Here is a 16264-nt window from a genome sequence, read left to right on the forward strand (position 1 = left end):
AAAAACCACCCCGGTAAGAACTTGGTACATGCATGCATGAACGCTCACGTTCTGGTTGTCAGCAGCGCTTGGTATTAGACACTTAAACGTAGCGCAGCACTTTAGTGCATCGACTGATGCGCGCAGACGACTGAGCAGAGCACCTAAAGCGAGAGGCCTGATTAAGTTTATTACCGTCAGGTCGATAGACTGGTTACCTAGATCATTCCCTCGCGTCAGGAAGTTCGCATGAACCTTAGAAACCTTAACGTAGCACCCCGAGCTTCCTTGTTTTTCGCGTCGATCATTGCATTGGTCTTTGTACTCGGCGCGGTCGCTGCTGTGCAAATGGGCAAGCTGCGGGACGCCGAAAAAGATGTCGAAAACAATTGGCTTGCAAGTATCCGACAAACGGCGCTTATGAACGTTGGCGCAATGCGGCTCAGGCTTGAAACCCAGCGTGCACTTGCTGACCCTCAAGCAGTTCAATCGACGGTTGCGTCCTTCCCAGGCTACCGGAAGGCTTTCGCGGATGCGGTGCTAAATTATGAACCTCTGATCACTAGTAACGACGAACGCTCGCGTTATCAAGTAGTGATGGCGTCCGCCGATGCGTACGGCAAACAACTGGATATCCTCGAACCGTTGATGGCGCGCGGTGACATACCTGCCGCCGTTAACCTCGTGAGTACAAGTATACGGCCGTTGACGAATAGGTTGGAGGGCGAAATCAAAGCCCTGACTGACTTCAACAACGACGGCGCCACAGCGGCTGGGCAATACGCAACCAATACGTACTCCGACGGCATCTGGACAATAATTGGCCTTATTACCGTCGTCGTCGTCCTGACTGTCGGGTTGGCAATACTTCTGACCAAGAGCATTACGACCCCAATCGGTGCAGCGTTATCTGTGGCAGAACGCATCGCCGGCAGTGATCTCTCCAAAGAAGTGCACGTCAGCGGGAAGGATGAAGCCGGACGCCTGTTAAAAGCGCTGGCCCAGATGCAAGAGAACCTTCGCAGAACCATCATGCAAATCGGCGACTCATCTACACAGCTGGCCTCAGCCGCAGAAGAAATGACAGCGGTCACTGAGGAATCCAGTCGAGGTCTCATCTCCCAAAATGATGAAGTCAACCAAGCGGCCACTGCGGTAACTGAGATGAGTGCGGCGGTTGATGAGGTGGCCCGTAATGCGGAGTCGGCCTCGGAAGAGTCGCGTCGCACCCAGGGCTTTACTGAAACCGGTTTAGAGCGAGTCTCTCAAACGTTGAAGTCGATTGAAAAACTCAGCGGCAATGTTGAAGCCACGAGTGACAAGATTCAGGTTTTGTCACAGCGGGCTCAAAGCATCAACAAAGTCGTCGAAGTGATTCGTGCAATCGCAGAGCAAACTAACCTTCTGGCGTTGAACGCAGCGATTGAAGCTGCCAGGGCTGGTGAGCAAGGCCGCGGCTTTGCAGTCGTTGCTGACGAGGTCAGGGCGTTGGCGCACAGAACGCAGTCTTCCACTCAAGAGATCGAACAGATGATCTCTGCAATGCAGAGCGATTCAGCTGAAGCAGTGGAAGCCATGAGTAAAAGTAAAGAGCTGGCAACCCAATCCCTCGATGTGGCACAGGAGGCCAGCAGTTCACTCGATCAGATCGCCAAGGCCATTACGCAGATTAATGAGCGAAATATGTTGATCGCAACGGCGTCTGAAGAACAGGCCCATGTTGCCCGAGAAGTTGATCGTAATCTCGTCAGCATTCGAGAGCTTGCCGTGCAGAGTTCTGCGGGCGCCAGTCAAACAGCCAGCGCGTGCGGGGAAATGTCAAAGTTGGCGGTTGACCTTAATAGGATGGTGAATCGCTTCGTCGTTTGAAAAAATGACGCAGGACACGCGATGTGTGCCTGGCGCGATGAGGGCTCTCAAACGGATCATGAGACACGCTGAGAGCTTGACTGGCAGTCTTTTGCAAGCTCAATGGCCGAGGTAATGGCAGCCCGCGCTTGCGGGCTATTCCTCCCGCACCTCGGTCAGGTTACGGCCAATGCCTGAGCCAGGATGTCACAAGCATTCACCGTACTGAGTACCGCTGGCGAGTCAATGCGCACAGGAATATCGGTCGGACAGGCGTTAGCGTTTCACTATCAAGCGGTGACTCAGTTCCATAACTCGCCAACAGGCGTGGACGCTGAGTAATAAGTCGCTACCTGCGCCTGCAGCAGTTCTGCGGTTGCCAGGGCATCGGTTAATGCATGGTGCGCGTGATAAGCCGGAAGGCCAAGGCGCGCTCGGCTATCTGCCAGCCTTATGGACGGTTGTGAGCGCCCCATAAGTCGGGCAAACCACCCGCGCTTTTGCCGGTGCAGTCGGGCTTCCAACTGCATCGTATCGATGACCGGGAACTCAAACCCTTCCCCTAAATGCCTACGCACTGCCTGATCCAAAAAGGCCCGCTCAATATTCCGATAATGGACCACCATCACCTTGCCTGCCATGGCCTCCAGCAATGGGGCCAGCACCTGCTCAAAGGTGGGCGCATCTGAAATTTCAGCATGGGTTATGTGATGAAACGTCACCGACTTTTCATTCAGCTCGGACGCTGGTTTTATTACCCAGTAAAGCGAGTTCCCACAATAAATGCGCTGCAGCGTGAACGGCATGACCCCGATGCTCACAACGCTGTCAGCTTGCGCATCAAGGCCGGTGGTTTCCACGTCCATGGCCAGCAGTTGCACGCTGTCAATGGAGGCCTGCGCAGAGACCGCGCCGGCTTGATAGAACTGTCGCAAGCGGCTGTTAACGGCATTGTCTGCCAGGGTCTCGAACCTCGAAGACCACTCCAGCATTTTATGATCGGGTTGCGCTTTCACGTGTTTCATGACGGCAGGCGACCCTTTGATGGATAGCGGAATCTTAAGAAATTCTGGCCATTACTCAAAACCTGAAACGCCTCTTTCAGGTTATGTCGCTCACTGTTGGAAAAGCGTTCCGGTTCGACGTAATTATTCAGCGCAGCGCCCTGCTCCAGTGCGTCAACCTGGTGTCGAATTCGCACCATCGACAGGAACTCCAGCGCGTATCGCAGTTGCTTTAATGCTTCAGGCGGAATGACGTTGCTCTTCGCGATGGCATCCATGCGATCAAATGAATTCTGCGCGGTACTGCCACACGCGAGCGCATGAATGCGGATCAGGTCCGTCAGCGGTGCGGTGCCTCGACCCTTGAGGTTGATGATCCGTTTGTGCTGCCCGTCTGTCTCAACGACAAAAGTACGGAAAAAGCCCAATGGCGGCGTCCGGTTAAGCGCAATCCGAGCCATGGCACTCAAAAAAACAGGATGTGCGCTGGATTTTCGAGCGCACAGCACCTTCAGTTCCTGAACAAGCTCGAGCTCGCCAAACACACCATCCAGATCAAAAAAAATACAACTATTGAGCAATGTCGTCGGGTTAGGCTTTTCGATCCACTGATCAAAATAACTTCGCCATACCTTCAATGGCTGACGCCACTGGTCGTTCGTCGCCATGATCCCGCCTTTGCAATAGCTGTAACCGCACGCGGCCAGGCCATCACTCACAAACGTCGCCAACGCTCGGAAGTAAGCATCGTGCTGGAGTGGATCGAAGCCGTCGTCGAGCACCAGGGCATTATCCTGGTCAGTCACCAATAACTGCTCATCACGCGCCATGGAACCCAGCACCATGAAGCAGTAAGGCACCGGAGGCGGCCCCAGCTTTTTCTCTGCCAGTTCCAGCAAACGCTGGGTAAAGGCACGGCCAATGCCGGAAATCGCGCTACCAATCATGTGCGCCGTCGCGCCGTCACGCACCATGCGGATGTAGGTTCCGCGCAGGTCACGCAAAAGCGATTTCAGACCGTCGACCGACGTCTGGTTAGAGATTCTGTTGACCAGGTACAGACTGCTGTGTGACTCGTAGCGGATGATATCCGACAGGTTGATCAGCCCGATCGGATGGCCATGGTGGACCACCGGCAGATGGTGAATATTACGGCGCAACATAACCAGCATCGCTTCAAACACTGAGTCGTCGGCGCCTATCGTTACCGGCTCGGCCGTCATGATGTCTCGGGCAGCCGTTTCGCCAGCGTTTCGGCCGGCCGCGACAACGCGTGTGCGAAGGTCCCGATCCGTCACGATTCCCTGGATTTGAGCCGCCTGCAAGCCCGCTGATGACATCACTAGCACGCAAGAAACGCTTTGTTCTGTCATGATTTTTGCCGCGTCGCCAACGCAGGTATCCGACGTGACCCATACCAAAGGCCGAGAGATAAGGCCTCGGCATTTGAGCTGAATAAGCTCACTCGCACGCCCCTGCGCCTCAACGGCAGTCTTGAGCCTGGAGTGCCCCTCAGCTTCAACGAAGTCGGCGAACGCATCATGCTGCGCACACAGGTCGGCGAAGACGTCGGCGGGTATGTAATAAATCAGGCTATCTTCCAAGGCTCTGGCGGGAAAACGCACCTTGTTACTGCGCAGCAAACCGGCCTGACCGAAGAGGTCGCCTTCGACAAGTCGGTTGTAGAGCTCGCCATTGCGCCGGTAAATCTCCACCGCACCACTACGCACATAGTGCAAGTCATGAATGATCGCGCCCGCTTCAAGGATGTCACTGCCGGCCTTGAAATAACTTACTTCTACCCGCCGAGCGATGGCGTCTACCGATTCCTTTGGCAGCGTATCAAATGGAGCGAAACGGTAGAGGTGGTCGCTAATCTCCTGTAACTCGATTTGCATGAAACCTCGAAATGCTGAAAAGAATTAAACTTGCGAGCGCCCTACATCGCAAAGGGCAGTGGTCTTTCTGTGTCGCCCACCACATCACATCCCGATACGAGGATCAAGCGCCACGTCTGATCTACGCTATGAGTGGCAACAACTGCTGCGTAACGGCTGGCCGTCATATTTACACTCCCGGCAGGCGCGGCATCACTGAATGCACAGCGCAGGCGGCGGTTATTTCTGAACGCTCAGAGGTATTTGCGATCTGCATTGCCTAGGGTGCTTTCCTCATCCTGTGTTTTTGGAGCGGGTCAATGCTGAACATTATTGCGATCTTCCTTTGCATCACAGCAGTACTCGCCTATCTCAATCGGCGCTACGTCGGCCTGCCATCCGCCATCGGTGTAATGGGCATTGCCTTGGGCCTGTCACTGTTGAATATGGCATCCGATGCGCTGGGCTTTCATGCCTTGCATACCCTTGAGCAATCGCTGGTGGAGTCCATCGACTTTTCCGAACTGCTGATGCAAGGCATGTTGTCATTGCTGCTCTTTGCTGGCGCGTTGCATGTGGACCTGTCGGAGCTGCGGGCCTACAAATGGCAGGTTGCATCCTTGGCCGTGGTAGGGACAACGCTCTCGACATTGTTCATCGGCTTTGGGCTCTGGGCGCTGTTGTCCCTTACCGAACTGCAGCTACCGTTATCTTATTGCCTGGTGTTTGGCGCGCTGATCTCCCCCACCGACCCCATCGCCGTGATGGGTATTCTGAAATCTGCCGGCGCGCCAAATAGCGTGGAGCTGGTCATTTCCGGTGAGTCACTGTTCAACGACGGTGTGAGTGTCGTGCTGTTTTCGCTGATCGTCGCAATGATTGCCAGCGGGGAGGCTCCGTCGATTATCGGCGCATCGCAGCTGTTACTGAAGGAAGCCGGGGGCGGTGCCCTGTTAGGCGCCTGCGTGGGCTATATCACTTACAGAATGCTCAAGAGTATCGATAGCTATCAGGAGGAGGTGCTCATCACCCTGGCCGCGGTTCTCGGCGCCTATGCAGTCGCCACTCAGTTCCATGTTTCGGGCCCATTGGCGATGGTGGTGATGGGACTGATTGTGGGTAACCAAGGACGCTCCCATGCCATGTCCGAGCAGACTGAAAAAAACCTGGACATGTTCTGGGAACTGATCGATGAAATACTCAACGCAGTGCTGTTTGTATTGATCGGCTTGGAAGTCGTTCTGATCCAGTTCTCCAACCCATTGCTCACCACGGGCCTGCTGGTCATATTGCTGACGTTGTTATCACGATTGTTGACTGTAGGGGTTCCCATTGCGGTATTGGGTAAACGCTTCCGCCTACCGGAAGGTGCCTGGAGTGTGATGACCTGGGGCGGCCTGCGTGGCGGGATATCGGTGGCATTGGCGTTGTCGCTGCCCCCAGGCGCAGCTCGCGATATCGTGGTTTCCCTGACGTACCTGGTGGTCGTTTTTTCTATCCTGATCCAAGGCATGTCGATCGGTAAATTGGTCAAGCGAGTCATTCCTTGTGCAGCAACCAAAGACGCTGGATGAACCCTTGGCCCGGCAAAAGACTCTATTAAGGATAATCAACTCACCGCCTTCGTTTCCCTGAATCCTTGCGGTGGGTTCCATCGTGTTATTGGCAGAAGGGATAAAAAATGCTCGCACGCTGGCGCTGGGTGCTACACCAATTGACCAAACGGCTGTGGTTCAGGGCGAGTCTGTTTTCCTTGCTGGGTATTGCGACCGCGTTACTCGCCGTTGTCTTCAAGGACTACATTCCCGAGTCGTTGCCCGCCCGCATCGGTGCCGACGCCGTCGATAAGATATTGGGCATCATTGCCTCAAGTATGCTCGCGGTGACGACCTTTTCGTTAAGTACCATGGTCAGCGCTTACGCTGCAGCGAGCAGCGGCGTGACGCCCCGCGCCACTACACTGGTGATGGAAGACACCACGACACAAAATGCCCTGGCCACCTTTATCGGCTCATTCCTGTTCAGCCTGGTTGGGATCATTGCGCTGAGTACCGGCGCCTACGGTACACAAGGGAGGGTTTTGCTATTCGCGGTGACCATCGCCGTGGTCATTCTGATTGTCTACACCCTTTTGCGCTGGATCGATCATTTGTCCAAGCTTGGCCGGGTGGGAGAAACCATTGACCGTGTCGAGCAGGCAACCATAGATGCCATTAACAATCGAGTCCAATGGCCGCATTTGGGGGCAGCCGCCTACCCTTGCGAGTCAGTGATCCCCCGTTCTGCGCTGATCATCACAAGCCTCCACACGGGGTACGTTCAGCACATTGACGTTCAGGCGTTAGGCGCGATCGCCAAAGCAGACGAGATACAGATATTTATGGACGTCCTGCCGGGAAGCTTTGTGCATGTCGGCATGCCGCTCGCAAGAACCGTCAGCTTGAACAAGGCACGCGGGGAAGAACTGGCGTCGAGCAACGAAAAAATCATCGCTACCCTGGCTATCGGCGTGCGTCGAACGTTCGAACACGACCCCCGGTTCGGCTTGTCAGTGTTGTCGGAGATCGCCTCCCGCGCATTGTCGCCGGCCGTCAATGACCCCGGCACCGCCATTGACGTCATTGGGCGCGGTGTCAGAAGCCTGACATGTTGGGGTAAACCTAAAGAACCCGCCGCGAAAATCGACGCTGACTGCCAGCACGTTTACCTGCGCGGTTTGACCGTGGATGACCTATTCGATGACTTCTTCGCACCGATTGCCAGAGATGGCGCGGGCCTGTTGGAAGTCGACCTACGCATGATGAAGACCCTTGTAAGCCTGGCACAGATAAACCCGGCGATGTTCAGGGGTGCCTGTACCCGGCACGCAGAACGGCTGCTCAAGCACGCGAACACTGCGCTTGTACTCGAAGAGGACCGGCACACGCTCAGCGCAGCGGCGCGACCGCTGCTGCACTGACCACTCTACGTGTTAATTTTTTTCGCGGCGGCGCCACTGCCGTCCGATTGCAGAAAGCCACGCGCCAACTGCTGATAGAGCTCGGGGCCCATCCTGGCACTGACTGCTTTGGCAATCAGCGCAACAGCCATCAGACTGATGACCATGCCATGGCTGTCGATCATCTCCATCACGATGATTGCAGAGGTGATCGGCGATTGCGTGACTGCTGCCAGAAACCCCACCATGCACAGTGCAATGATGGGCTGTGCCGCCAGGGCGAAGTATTCAGCGACATTGGCCCCCACAGCAGCGCCTACCGCCAAAGAAGGGGCAAAAATACCGCCCGGTATACCGGAAAAATAAGTCACGACGGTCGCAAGAAAACGCGTAATCGGCGCGTGCCACGGCAAACCGACATCGGACACGATGATCTGGGAGGTGATCCCGTAACCGCTGCCAAAGGACATGCCACCGCTGAGCCAACCGAGAATCGCCACGATCATGCCGCAGCCACCGGCGAACCAGACTGGATGCAGGCGGCGCCATTCCCAGACGACAAAACGGCGATAGCGCTGTGGCCACAGGAGCATCCGACTGAACAATCCCCCCATAAGGCCACAGCCAATACCAATCGTCAGTATCGGAAGAACGATATCGAGATTGGCCTCTTGTACGTCGAAGTGCCCGAAATAGTTGTAGTTGCCCTGCAAGGCAATCGCGACCATCCCCGACAAGATGATCGTGCTGAGCAACACTCCGCTGGTGCGGGTTTCCAACTTGCGCCCCAGCTCCTCTACCGCAAAGGCCACACCGGCCAGGGGCGTATTGAAGGCGGCGGCAATACCCGCTGCGCCACCGGCCAGGATGAGGTCTTCAGGGCGAATGATGCGTGCGTTGGGCAGGTAACGATGAAAGAAATGCATGATTGAAGCGGCGACTTGCACCGAAGGCCCTTCACGCCCCGCTGAAAAGCCACCGGTCAGGGCCAGGGTACCGAGGCCTATCTTGGCGAAGGCCAGACGCAATGACACCAACGTATTCACAGGCTTGCCTTGGTGGGCCAACCGTGTGGCCGCGATCACCTGGGGAATACCGCTGCCTTGGGCGCCTGTAAAAAAACGCGAGGTCATCCACACCACAAACATGCCGATCAGCGGCGTGTAGATAAACGGCAGCCACGGCCGGGCGGCGGCCTGTTGGGCGAACTGCATCAGCGCAAGGTCAGCCAGCCGGGCGAACATCACAACCAGCAACCCTGCGAGGGTAGCAGCAGCCCAGAGCGTCACTCGAGTACGCCATCGGATAGAGGCAAAACGACGACGTATCAGCAATATCGGTTTGATCACCCGAGCGGATTCCCGTTGTTGAGATTCAATAAAATGTAATAACCAGATTAACGGGTTAAACGGTCAGGTCCAACCGGCAGTGACCCGATCACTACAACCCCGGCTCGCGTCTAACCGCTCGCTCGGCCCCCTCATCCAGCCATTCTGATACATAGTATGACTGTCTGCTCGCCACTGCGGTGATCAATCAACTACAGTTGAGTCGCTCTGAATAAAAACAAGACAAGCCGGAGAGATTCCCATGCGAGTAAAGAACCGCTTCATCCTGCTGGCAGCCGCCGCAACCCTGACACTCACCACCGCGACACAGGCAGCCCCGGTATTCATTAACATCCTGACAGGCGGCACCAGCGGGGTGTATTACCCGATCGGGGTCGGCCTCTCCCAGATCTACAATGAAGGCATCCCCGGCGTAAAGACTTCGGTTCAGGCCACCAAGGCCTCCGTGGAGAACCTGAACCTGCTGCAATCGGGTCGAGGCGAGTTGGCACTGGCGCTGGGTGACTCGGTGGCGGATGCCAAGAACGGCGTCGAGGAGGCAGGCTTCAATACACCACTGACCAAGTTACGCGCCATTGCCGGCGCGTACCCCAACTACATTCAAATCGTGGCCAGCAAAGAGTCGGGGATCAAGACGCTGGCGGACCTTAAAGGCAAGACCCTCTCAGTCGGAGCGCCGAAATCGGGTACCGAGTTGAACGCACGGGCGATTTTCAAGGCAGCGGGCCTGACCTACGCAGACATGGGCAAGGTGCAATACCTGCCGTTTGCCGAGTCAGTTGAGCTCATCAAGAACCGGCAACTGGATGCCACGCTGCAGTCTTCCGGACTGGGCATGGCCGCCATCCGCGACTTGTCATCGGTGATGCCGCTGAACTATGTGGCGATCCCCCCTGAAGTGGTGGCGAACATCGGCAACGCGGCCTATCACAGCGCGGTGATTCCGGCCAACACCTATGACGGCCAACCTGACGCGGTGCCGACGGTTGCGATCACCAACATTCTGGTGACCCGCTCGGATGTACCCGATGAGCTGGCCTACCAGATGACAAAATTATTGTTCGAAAACCTCCCCCGCCTCGGTAACGCTCATTCGGCTGCCAAGGACATCACCCTGGAAAACGCCACCAAGAACCTGCCGATTGCGCTGCATCCGGGTGCCGAACGCTACTACACCGAAAAAGGCGCGCTCTAGCGACGCACGGCGCAGCGGCACCCGATCGCTGCGCCAACGGTCCGCCCTTTTTCCATGCAGTGAGGCAGGCAGCTAATGAGTGAAGATCATCACGGCATCTCTGCGAACCCGCGAGACTGGCCAAAAACGCTGTTTTACGTCGCGTTGTTATTTTCGATCTTTCAGATCGTCACGGCAGCGTTTTCACCCTTTTCAAGCCAGGTACTGCGCGCCATACACGTCGGCTTCTTATTGTGGGTGGTCTACCTGAGCTATCCGGCCTATGGCAACAAGCGCCCCTGGCAACCATTGGCCTGGGTTCTCAGCCTGGCAGCCATTGCCACCGCCTTTTATCAATGGCGGTACGAGGCTGACCTGATCCAGCGCTCTGGGGACCTGACAACCGCGGACACGGTGATCGGCATTGTGCTGGTGGTGCTGGTGTTCGAAGCCGCGCGACGGGTGATGGGCATTGCCCTGCCGATCATATGCGGGTTGTTCCTGGCGTATGGTTTGTTTGGCGAGTATCTACCGGGTGAACTGGCCCATCGAGGTTATGGCTTCGACCAAATCATCAACCAACTGTCTTTTGGCACCGAAGGGCTGTACGGCACGCCCACCTATGTTTCGGCGACCTACATCTTCCTATTTATCCTGTTCGGCGCATTCCTCGAACAGGCAGGCATGATCAAACTGTTCACCGACTTTGCGATGGGCCTGTTCGGCCACAGACTGGGTGGGCCGGCCAAAGTCGCCGTGGCCTCATCGGCGCTGATGGGCACTATTACCGGCTCGGGGATCGCCAACGTGGTGACCACAGGGCAATTCACCATCCCGCTGATGAAGCGCTTTGGTTACCGGGCTGCCTTTGCCGGCGGGGTGGAAGCGACCGCCAGCATGGGCAGTCAACTGATGCCGCCGGTCATGGGCGCCGTCGCCTTCATCATGGCCGAAACCATCAACGTACCGTTTGTGGAGATCGCCAAAGCGGCATTGATCCCTGCCATCCTGTATTTCGGTTCGGTCTTCTGGATGGTCCACCTGGAAGCCAAGCGCTCCAACCTCAAGGGGTTGCCCAAGGATCAATGCCCCAGTGCGTTGAACGCTGTGAAGGAGAACTGGTACCTGCTGATCCCACTGCTGGTATTGGTCTACTTACTGTTTTCAGGGCGTACGCCGTTGTTTTCCGGCATGGTCGGACTGGCACTCACGGCCATCGTGATTCTCGGCTCGGCGATCATCCTGAGAGTACAAAGCTTTGGCTTGCGCTGCGCCTTCTGGATAGCGCTGGGCATCCTATGTACCGGTTTTTTCCAACTGGGAATCGGCGTGATCTTTGCCGTGATTGCAGTGCTGGTGGCGGTCTGTGGGTTCATCAAGGGCGGGCACGAGACCTTGACCATTTGCCTGCACGCGCTGGTAGAAGGTGCACGCCATGCTGTACCGGTTGGCATCGCGTGTGCCTTGGTGGGCATCATTATCGGCGTGGTTTCACTGACGGGCGTCGCTTCGACGTTTGCGGGGTATATCTTGGCGATCGGCCGAGATAACCTACTGCTTTCGCTGATCCTGACGATGATCACGTGCCTGGTGCTGGGCATGGGGATTCCCACCATTCCCAACTACATCATCACCAGCTCGATCGCAGCGCCTGCCCTCTTGGAATTGGGCGTGCCGTTGATTGTGTCGCACATGTTCGTATTTTATTTCGGCATCCTCGCCGACCTGACGCCCCCCGTCGCCCTCGCCTGCTTTGCCGCGGCACCCATCGCTAAAGAGACCGGGTTCAAGATCAGCCTGTGGGCGGTGCGAATTGCCCTGGCGGGGTTTGTCATACCGTTTATGGCGGTCTACAACCCGGCGTTGATGCTGCAAGGTGGTAATTTGTGGATGACCGCGTACATGCTGATCAAGACCCTGCTGGCGGTCGGGCTCTGGGGAATGGCGTCCACCGGGTATTTGCAGCGCAAAATGCCCTTATGGGAGCGATTGCTGTGTGTGGTTGCTGGGGCCTTGCTGGTGGTGGCGTTACCGCTGACCGATGAATTGGGCTTCGCGCTGGGGATCGTGGTGATATTCCAGCATATCTGGCGGTCCCGTCGTGCCGAGCCAGCCCTCCCATGATCGGCGTGTGCCTGGGCCTGACGGGTGTGGTGTGGGCCCAGCTGTCGATTTCCCACTTCACGCTGGCCTGGGATCACACCATTGAAAAGATCCGCTGGGAGGAAGACTACCGCGTGACCGAGCAAGGGCTAGTGCTGGAAGAAGCACGTGTACGCGGTAACGGCGCAGGGATGGAGGTTCCAGACGACGCGCGACTGGAAAATGGCAGTTGGCACTACCGGCGCCTATTGCCGCCCTTGCAACCCTTGCGCCTGGGGCGAACACCGGAGGCTGGCGATTACCAGCTGTGTGTTGATGGCCAGTGTTCCGCCCTGAGTCATTGGGTGGGCGCGCCAACCACTCGCCATCCGTTCATTCAACTGTGGACGTGCAAAACCGACTGATGGCCGGATGACCACGTTCACCCTCATTTCCGCTCATCTCAGCCAGCACGTTAGGGTGTTATCAGGAATATATCCATGCAGGCGAGGTGGGAAGGTTAAGGTGGGTTAAGAAATAGTTAGTGTTCGCACGCGCCTTAGATCAATAGGGTTCGCTGGCACTGGGTGTCGGCATTGAGTCGGGAACACCGAAAAACAGGTTCAAAGGGAGGACATCATGAGTAATGCGTTGGTCATAGAGGACGACCAAGTAACGGCGGAAATCATCGTCGCCGAACTCCAGCGCCACGGCTTCAGCTCAAAGTGGGCGGCCACCGGGCGCGACGGGCTGGCCCTGGCGATTGCAGGCGGCTACGACGCCATCACGCTGGATCGCATGCTGCCGGACTTTGACGGGCTGACGATTGTCAGCACCTTGCGCAGTCTTGGGATTCAGACGCCGGTCCTGATGATCAGCGCTCTTTCGGACGTGGATGAGCGCGTTCTGGGACTTCGTGCGGGCGGCGATGACTACCTGACCAAGCCCTTTTCGGCCGTCGAGATGGTCGCGCGCCTTGACGCATTGCTCAGACGCACCGCCGCAGACCCCAGCAACCCACACCTCAGTTGCGGCAACCTGCGACTGGACTTGGTGGAGCACAAGCTGACGCGCAATGACGAAGACATCCAATTGCTGCCCACCGAGTTCAAACTGCTCAACTTCCTGATGCGCAGTGCCGGCCAACTGGTCACTCGCACCATGCTGTTTGAAGGCGTCTGGGGCTATCACTTCGACCCCGGGACAAACATCATTGATGTGCACATCGGTCGGCTGCGTAAAAAGCTGGAAAGCGACAAAGACTCACCTGTGATCCATACAATACGCGGTGCCGGCTATGTCCTCGCCACCAAAAAATGAGGAATGGCGCTCGTCCGGTAGTCGATTGATCGGGTTTTACGCGGTGTTCTTCGTGGCCTGGGGAGCACTCTTTACCGGTGTGCTGTACTGGGAAATCTCCCACTATCTGGGCACGGTTGCCGAGCGTACGTTGTTGCAACGCGCCCACTACTATCAAAAGGTCGACGACTCGAACCTGCTTGCTGAGTTGGCGGCGAGTGAGGCTTACTCGACCCCCGGGATCGACGCCTACGGGTTATTTGCACCCGATGGCACCCATGTCGCCGGCGACCTGCTGAAGCTGCGCTCCAACCTGCCCGACGATGGCCAGGTTCATTACCTTGAGCGCGGCTTGAGCATTGCGTTACCCAACACAGAAACCCGAAGCAGCTATGCCTTGCTGGCACGGCGCGCCGACGGGCATATCCTGATTTTGGCACGTGACGGCGGGTCGATTTCCGCCGTGGGTGGCATTATTGAGCAGGCCCTGATGTGGGGGTTGTCATTAACCCTTATCCCCGGTTTGATTGGCTGGCGCTTACTGCGACGTCGCCCATTGCGCCGTGTCAAACGCCTGCAGCTGTGTACCGAAAGTATCGTTTCGGGCAACCTGGCTGAGCGTTTGCCGTTGTCAACACGCCGCGATGAACTGGATATGCTGGCCAACGCTGTCAACACGATGCTCGATCACATTGAGCAGTTGATGCACGAGGTGAAAAGCGTCTGCGACGGTATTGCCCATGATTTGCGCACGCCCTTGACACGCTTACGCGCACGGCTCTATCAGCTCCAGAAATTGCCGCTGGCCCGTGAACATAAGCAGACCTTGAACCAGGCGTTTGAGGAGAGCGAGTCGATCATGGTGCGCTTTCAAGGACTGCTGCGGGTCGCTGAGCTTGAGGATATTCGTCGCCGTTCTGCCTTTGCGCCCTTCCCGATCATGACGTTGTTGAAACAGGCGCATGAGTTTTACGAGCCGATGGCACTTGACCGCGCCCAAACGCTTTCGCTGGACATTCCCAGCGATTGCGCCCAGGTGTATGGCGACTCTTCGTTACTGTTCGAAGCGCTGGTCAATCTGCTCGATAACGCCATTAAATTTACCCCGGAGGGCGGCCATATCGAATTGCGGGGGAGCATCAAGGACTCAGCTGTCATTATTCAAGTCGTGGACGATGGTACCGGCATCCCTGAAGCGGACCGTACGCATGTCATTCGCCGGCTCTATCGCGGCGAGGGAAGCCAGATAAACCCAGGCCACGGCTTAGGCCTGTCATTAGTCGCCGCCATCGTGAAATTGCACGGATACACACTGGATATCCACCCTGGTGCCTCAGGCAGGGGAACACGCGTATTGATTCACTGCCCGATGTTCAGCGGTCAAGCCACGGATCGATTTGTACCTCAACATTAAATTTAACTTAATACTGGTTAATTTGAGCGCCTCTGCGCCCAGGCCTAGTTTGGCAGCACATATTGCTGACCCAAGGCCTTTTGCTTGTGAAATATCTGTTGTTGCTGCGTGTGTTAACCGTGCTCTGTGTAACACCACCGCTTCTTTGGGCGAATGCCGCTCTGGCTGCCAACGCAACCCTGGGGACAATGATCCCCGCTGCGCCGAAGCTGGGCGCCGAAGCCTGGATACTCATCGACGCGGAAACGAACAGGGTCATTACCAGCCACAACAGTGATGCACGCCTACCACCGGCCAGCCTGACCAAGTTAATGACTGCGTACATCACGACGCATGAGATTAAGGCCGGCCTGATCAGCGCAGATGATGAGGTCGTCGTGAGCGAAAATGCCTGGCGAACAGGTGGATCACGGATGTTTCTCAAGCCCGGCAGCTCTGCTTCGGTTCACGATTTGCTAAACGGCGTGATCATCGACTCAGGCAATGACGCGAGCGTTGCGCTGGCCGAACATATCGCTGGAAGCGAAGCCGGGTTTGTCGGAATGATGAACTCAACCGCTTCAACACTGGGAATGCTCAACACCCACTTTATGAACGCCACCGGCCTACCGGACCCGGAGCACTATTCTTCCGCACGTGACATGGCAACCCTGGCTCGAAAAGTCATCAACGAAGGGACCACCTACTACCCTCTTTACGCCAAGAAAACCTTCACCTGGAACGGCATTCAGCAATCCAACCGCAATACGCTTTTGTGGCGTAATTCCACCTACGACGGCTTGAAGACCGGGCACACAGAGGCAGCGGGCTACTGCTTGGTCGCCTCCTCACAGCGCGATGGGCAACGTTTGATCAGCGCAGTCCTGGGCGCCAGTAGCGCCCACAAGCGCACGGCAGAAACGGAAAAGCTGATGGGGTATGGCTTTCGCTTCTACGACACCCAAACCTATAAGAAAGGTGGCGAAGTACTCTCGCAGGTCGCGCTCTGGAAAGGCATACAACCCTACGTGAATGTGGGTTTGCTTAAAGACATGACCCTCACGCTGCCCAAGAATAAAAACCGAGACGTCGAGATGCGCCTGGCGTTTGATGGCCCCATCGAAGCCCCTATCACGGCAGGCACGGTCGTCGGAAGGCTCGACCTGTTCGACGCCGAGCATAAGCTGGGGAGTCGGTCATTGGTGGTCCTTGTGGACGCAGAGCAAGGTCATTGGTGGCAACGCTGGTGGGATACCGTGCATTTGTTTTTTACCCAGACGGTCCGCAGCTGGTTCGATGAGGCCCAGGTAACGTGAATAGT

Annotated in this window: 12 protein-coding genes; 9 read left to right on the forward strand and 3 right to left on the reverse strand. The window is 56.6% G+C overall.

Annotated features, from left to right (window positions below; translation table 11 throughout):
- Window positions 1–228 precede the first annotated feature (228 nt).
- Window positions 229–1848, forward strand: a complete 1620-nt coding sequence (locus AACY30_RS17505; RefSeq protein WP_339468826.1) for a methyl-accepting chemotaxis protein — start codon at window positions 229–231, stop codon at window positions 1846–1848.
- A 281-nt stretch (window positions 1849–2129) separates the two neighbouring features.
- On the opposite strand, the gene AACY30_RS17510 is transcribed toward AACY30_RS17505, so the two are convergent.
- Complete coding sequence (locus tag AACY30_RS17510; RefSeq protein ID WP_339425983.1) at window positions 2130–2852, reverse strand: 3'-5' exonuclease; 723 nt, start codon at window positions 2850–2852, stop codon at window positions 2130–2132.
- A complete protein-coding gene (locus AACY30_RS17515) occupies window positions 2849–4729 on the reverse strand; it encodes a DUF294 nucleotidyltransferase-like domain-containing protein (protein WP_339540817.1) in 1881 nt (626 codons plus the stop codon). The genes AACY30_RS17510 and AACY30_RS17515 overlap by 4 nt, the downstream gene beginning before the upstream one ends.
- Window positions 4730–5028: 299 nt before the next feature.
- Here AACY30_RS17515 and AACY30_RS17520 point away from each other — a divergent pair, with 299 nt between their 5' ends.
- Both AACY30_RS17520 and AACY30_RS17525 read left to right on the forward strand, forming a co-directional pair.
- Window positions 5029–6282 carry a cation:proton antiporter gene (locus tag AACY30_RS17520; protein ID WP_339540818.1) on the forward strand — a complete coding sequence of 418 codons (1254 nt, stop codon included), beginning with the start codon at window positions 5029–5031 and terminating at the stop codon, window positions 6280–6282.
- Window positions 6283–6389: 107 nt separating this feature from the next.
- Window positions 6390–7667 (forward strand): DUF2254 domain-containing protein, encoded by a 1278-nt coding sequence (locus tag AACY30_RS17525; RefSeq protein ID WP_339468829.1) that lies wholly within the window; start codon window positions 6390–6392, stop codon window positions 7665–7667.
- Between the two features lie 5 nt (window positions 7668–7672).
- On the opposite strand, the gene AACY30_RS17530 is transcribed toward AACY30_RS17525, so the two are convergent.
- Window positions 7673–8995 (reverse strand): chloride channel protein, encoded by a 1323-nt coding sequence (locus tag AACY30_RS17530; RefSeq protein WP_339468831.1) that lies wholly within the window; start codon window positions 8993–8995, stop codon window positions 7673–7675.
- 241 nt (window positions 8996–9236) lie between these two features.
- On the opposite strand from AACY30_RS17530, the gene AACY30_RS17535 reads away from it, so the two are divergent.
- The 6 genes from AACY30_RS17535 to AACY30_RS17560 all read left to right on the forward strand — a co-directional run bounded on the left by AACY30_RS17535 (window position 9237) and on the right by AACY30_RS17560 (window position 16259).
- Window positions 9237–10190, forward strand: coding sequence for a TAXI family TRAP transporter solute-binding subunit (locus tag AACY30_RS17535; RefSeq protein WP_339468833.1), 954 nt, complete (start codon window positions 9237–9239; stop codon window positions 10188–10190).
- 75 nt (window positions 10191–10265) lie between these two features.
- A complete protein-coding gene (locus AACY30_RS17540; RefSeq protein ID WP_339540819.1) occupies window positions 10266–12293 on the forward strand; it encodes a TRAP transporter permease in 2028 nt (675 codons plus the stop codon).
- The gene (locus AACY30_RS17545; RefSeq protein ID WP_339468836.1) at window positions 12290–12676 is read left to right on the forward strand and encodes a DUF1850 domain-containing protein; all 387 of its coding nucleotides are present in this window, start codon (window positions 12290–12292) and stop codon (window positions 12674–12676) included. Before AACY30_RS17540 ends, AACY30_RS17545 begins: the two co-directional genes overlap by 4 nt.
- Window positions 12677–12890: 214 nt before the next feature.
- The gene (locus tag AACY30_RS17550; protein ID WP_083359030.1) at window positions 12891–13571 is read left to right on the forward strand and encodes a response regulator transcription factor; all 681 of its coding nucleotides are present in this window, start codon (window positions 12891–12893) and stop codon (window positions 13569–13571) included.
- Entirely contained in the window at window positions 13549–14964 is a 1416-nt protein-coding gene (locus AACY30_RS17555; protein ID WP_339540820.1) for a sensor histidine kinase, read from the forward strand. The genes AACY30_RS17550 and AACY30_RS17555 overlap by 23 nt, the downstream gene beginning before the upstream one ends.
- Before the next feature lie 86 nt (window positions 14965–15050).
- Window positions 15051–16259 (forward strand): D-alanyl-D-alanine carboxypeptidase family protein, encoded by a 1209-nt coding sequence (locus tag AACY30_RS17560; protein ID WP_339540821.1) that lies wholly within the window; start codon window positions 15051–15053, stop codon window positions 16257–16259.
- Window positions 16260–16264: the final 5 nt, after the last annotated feature.

Origin of the sequence: Pseudomonas sp. RA_5y_Pfl1_P24 (assembly GCF_963970945.1) — a bacterium.
Classification (GTDB): Bacteria; Pseudomonadota; Gammaproteobacteria; order Pseudomonadales; family Pseudomonadaceae; genus Aquipseudomonas; species Aquipseudomonas tritici.

Coding starts and splice junctions, on each gene's coding strand:
- AACY30_RS17510 (WP_339425983.1), bottom strand. CDS start 2,852: ATGAAACACGTGAAAGCGCAACCCGATCATAAAATGCTGGAGTGGTCT.
- AACY30_RS17525 (WP_339468829.1), top strand. CDS start 6,390: ATGCTCGCACGCTGGCGCTGGGTGCTACACCAATTGACCAAACGGCTG.
- AACY30_RS17555 (WP_339540820.1), top strand. CDS start 13,549: ATGTCCTCGCCACCAAAAAATGAGGAATGGCGCTCGTCCGGTAGTCGA.
- AACY30_RS17540 (WP_339540819.1), top strand. CDS start 10,266: ATGAGTGAAGATCATCACGGCATCTCTGCGAACCCGCGAGACTGGCCA.
- AACY30_RS17535 (WP_339468833.1), top strand. CDS start 9,237: ATGCGAGTAAAGAACCGCTTCATCCTGCTGGCAGCCGCCGCAACCCTG.
- AACY30_RS17545 (WP_339468836.1), top strand. CDS start 12,290: ATGATCGGCGTGTGCCTGGGCCTGACGGGTGTGGTGTGGGCCCAGCTG.
- AACY30_RS17515 (WP_339540817.1), bottom strand. CDS start 4,729: ATGCAAATCGAGTTACAGGAGATTAGCGACCACCTCTACCGTTTCGCT.
- AACY30_RS17505 (WP_339468826.1), top strand. CDS start 229: ATGAACCTTAGAAACCTTAACGTAGCACCCCGAGCTTCCTTGTTTTTC.
- AACY30_RS17550 (WP_083359030.1), top strand. CDS start 12,891: ATGAGTAATGCGTTGGTCATAGAGGACGACCAAGTAACGGCGGAAATC.
- AACY30_RS17520 (WP_339540818.1), top strand. CDS start 5,029: ATGCTGAACATTATTGCGATCTTCCTTTGCATCACAGCAGTACTCGCC.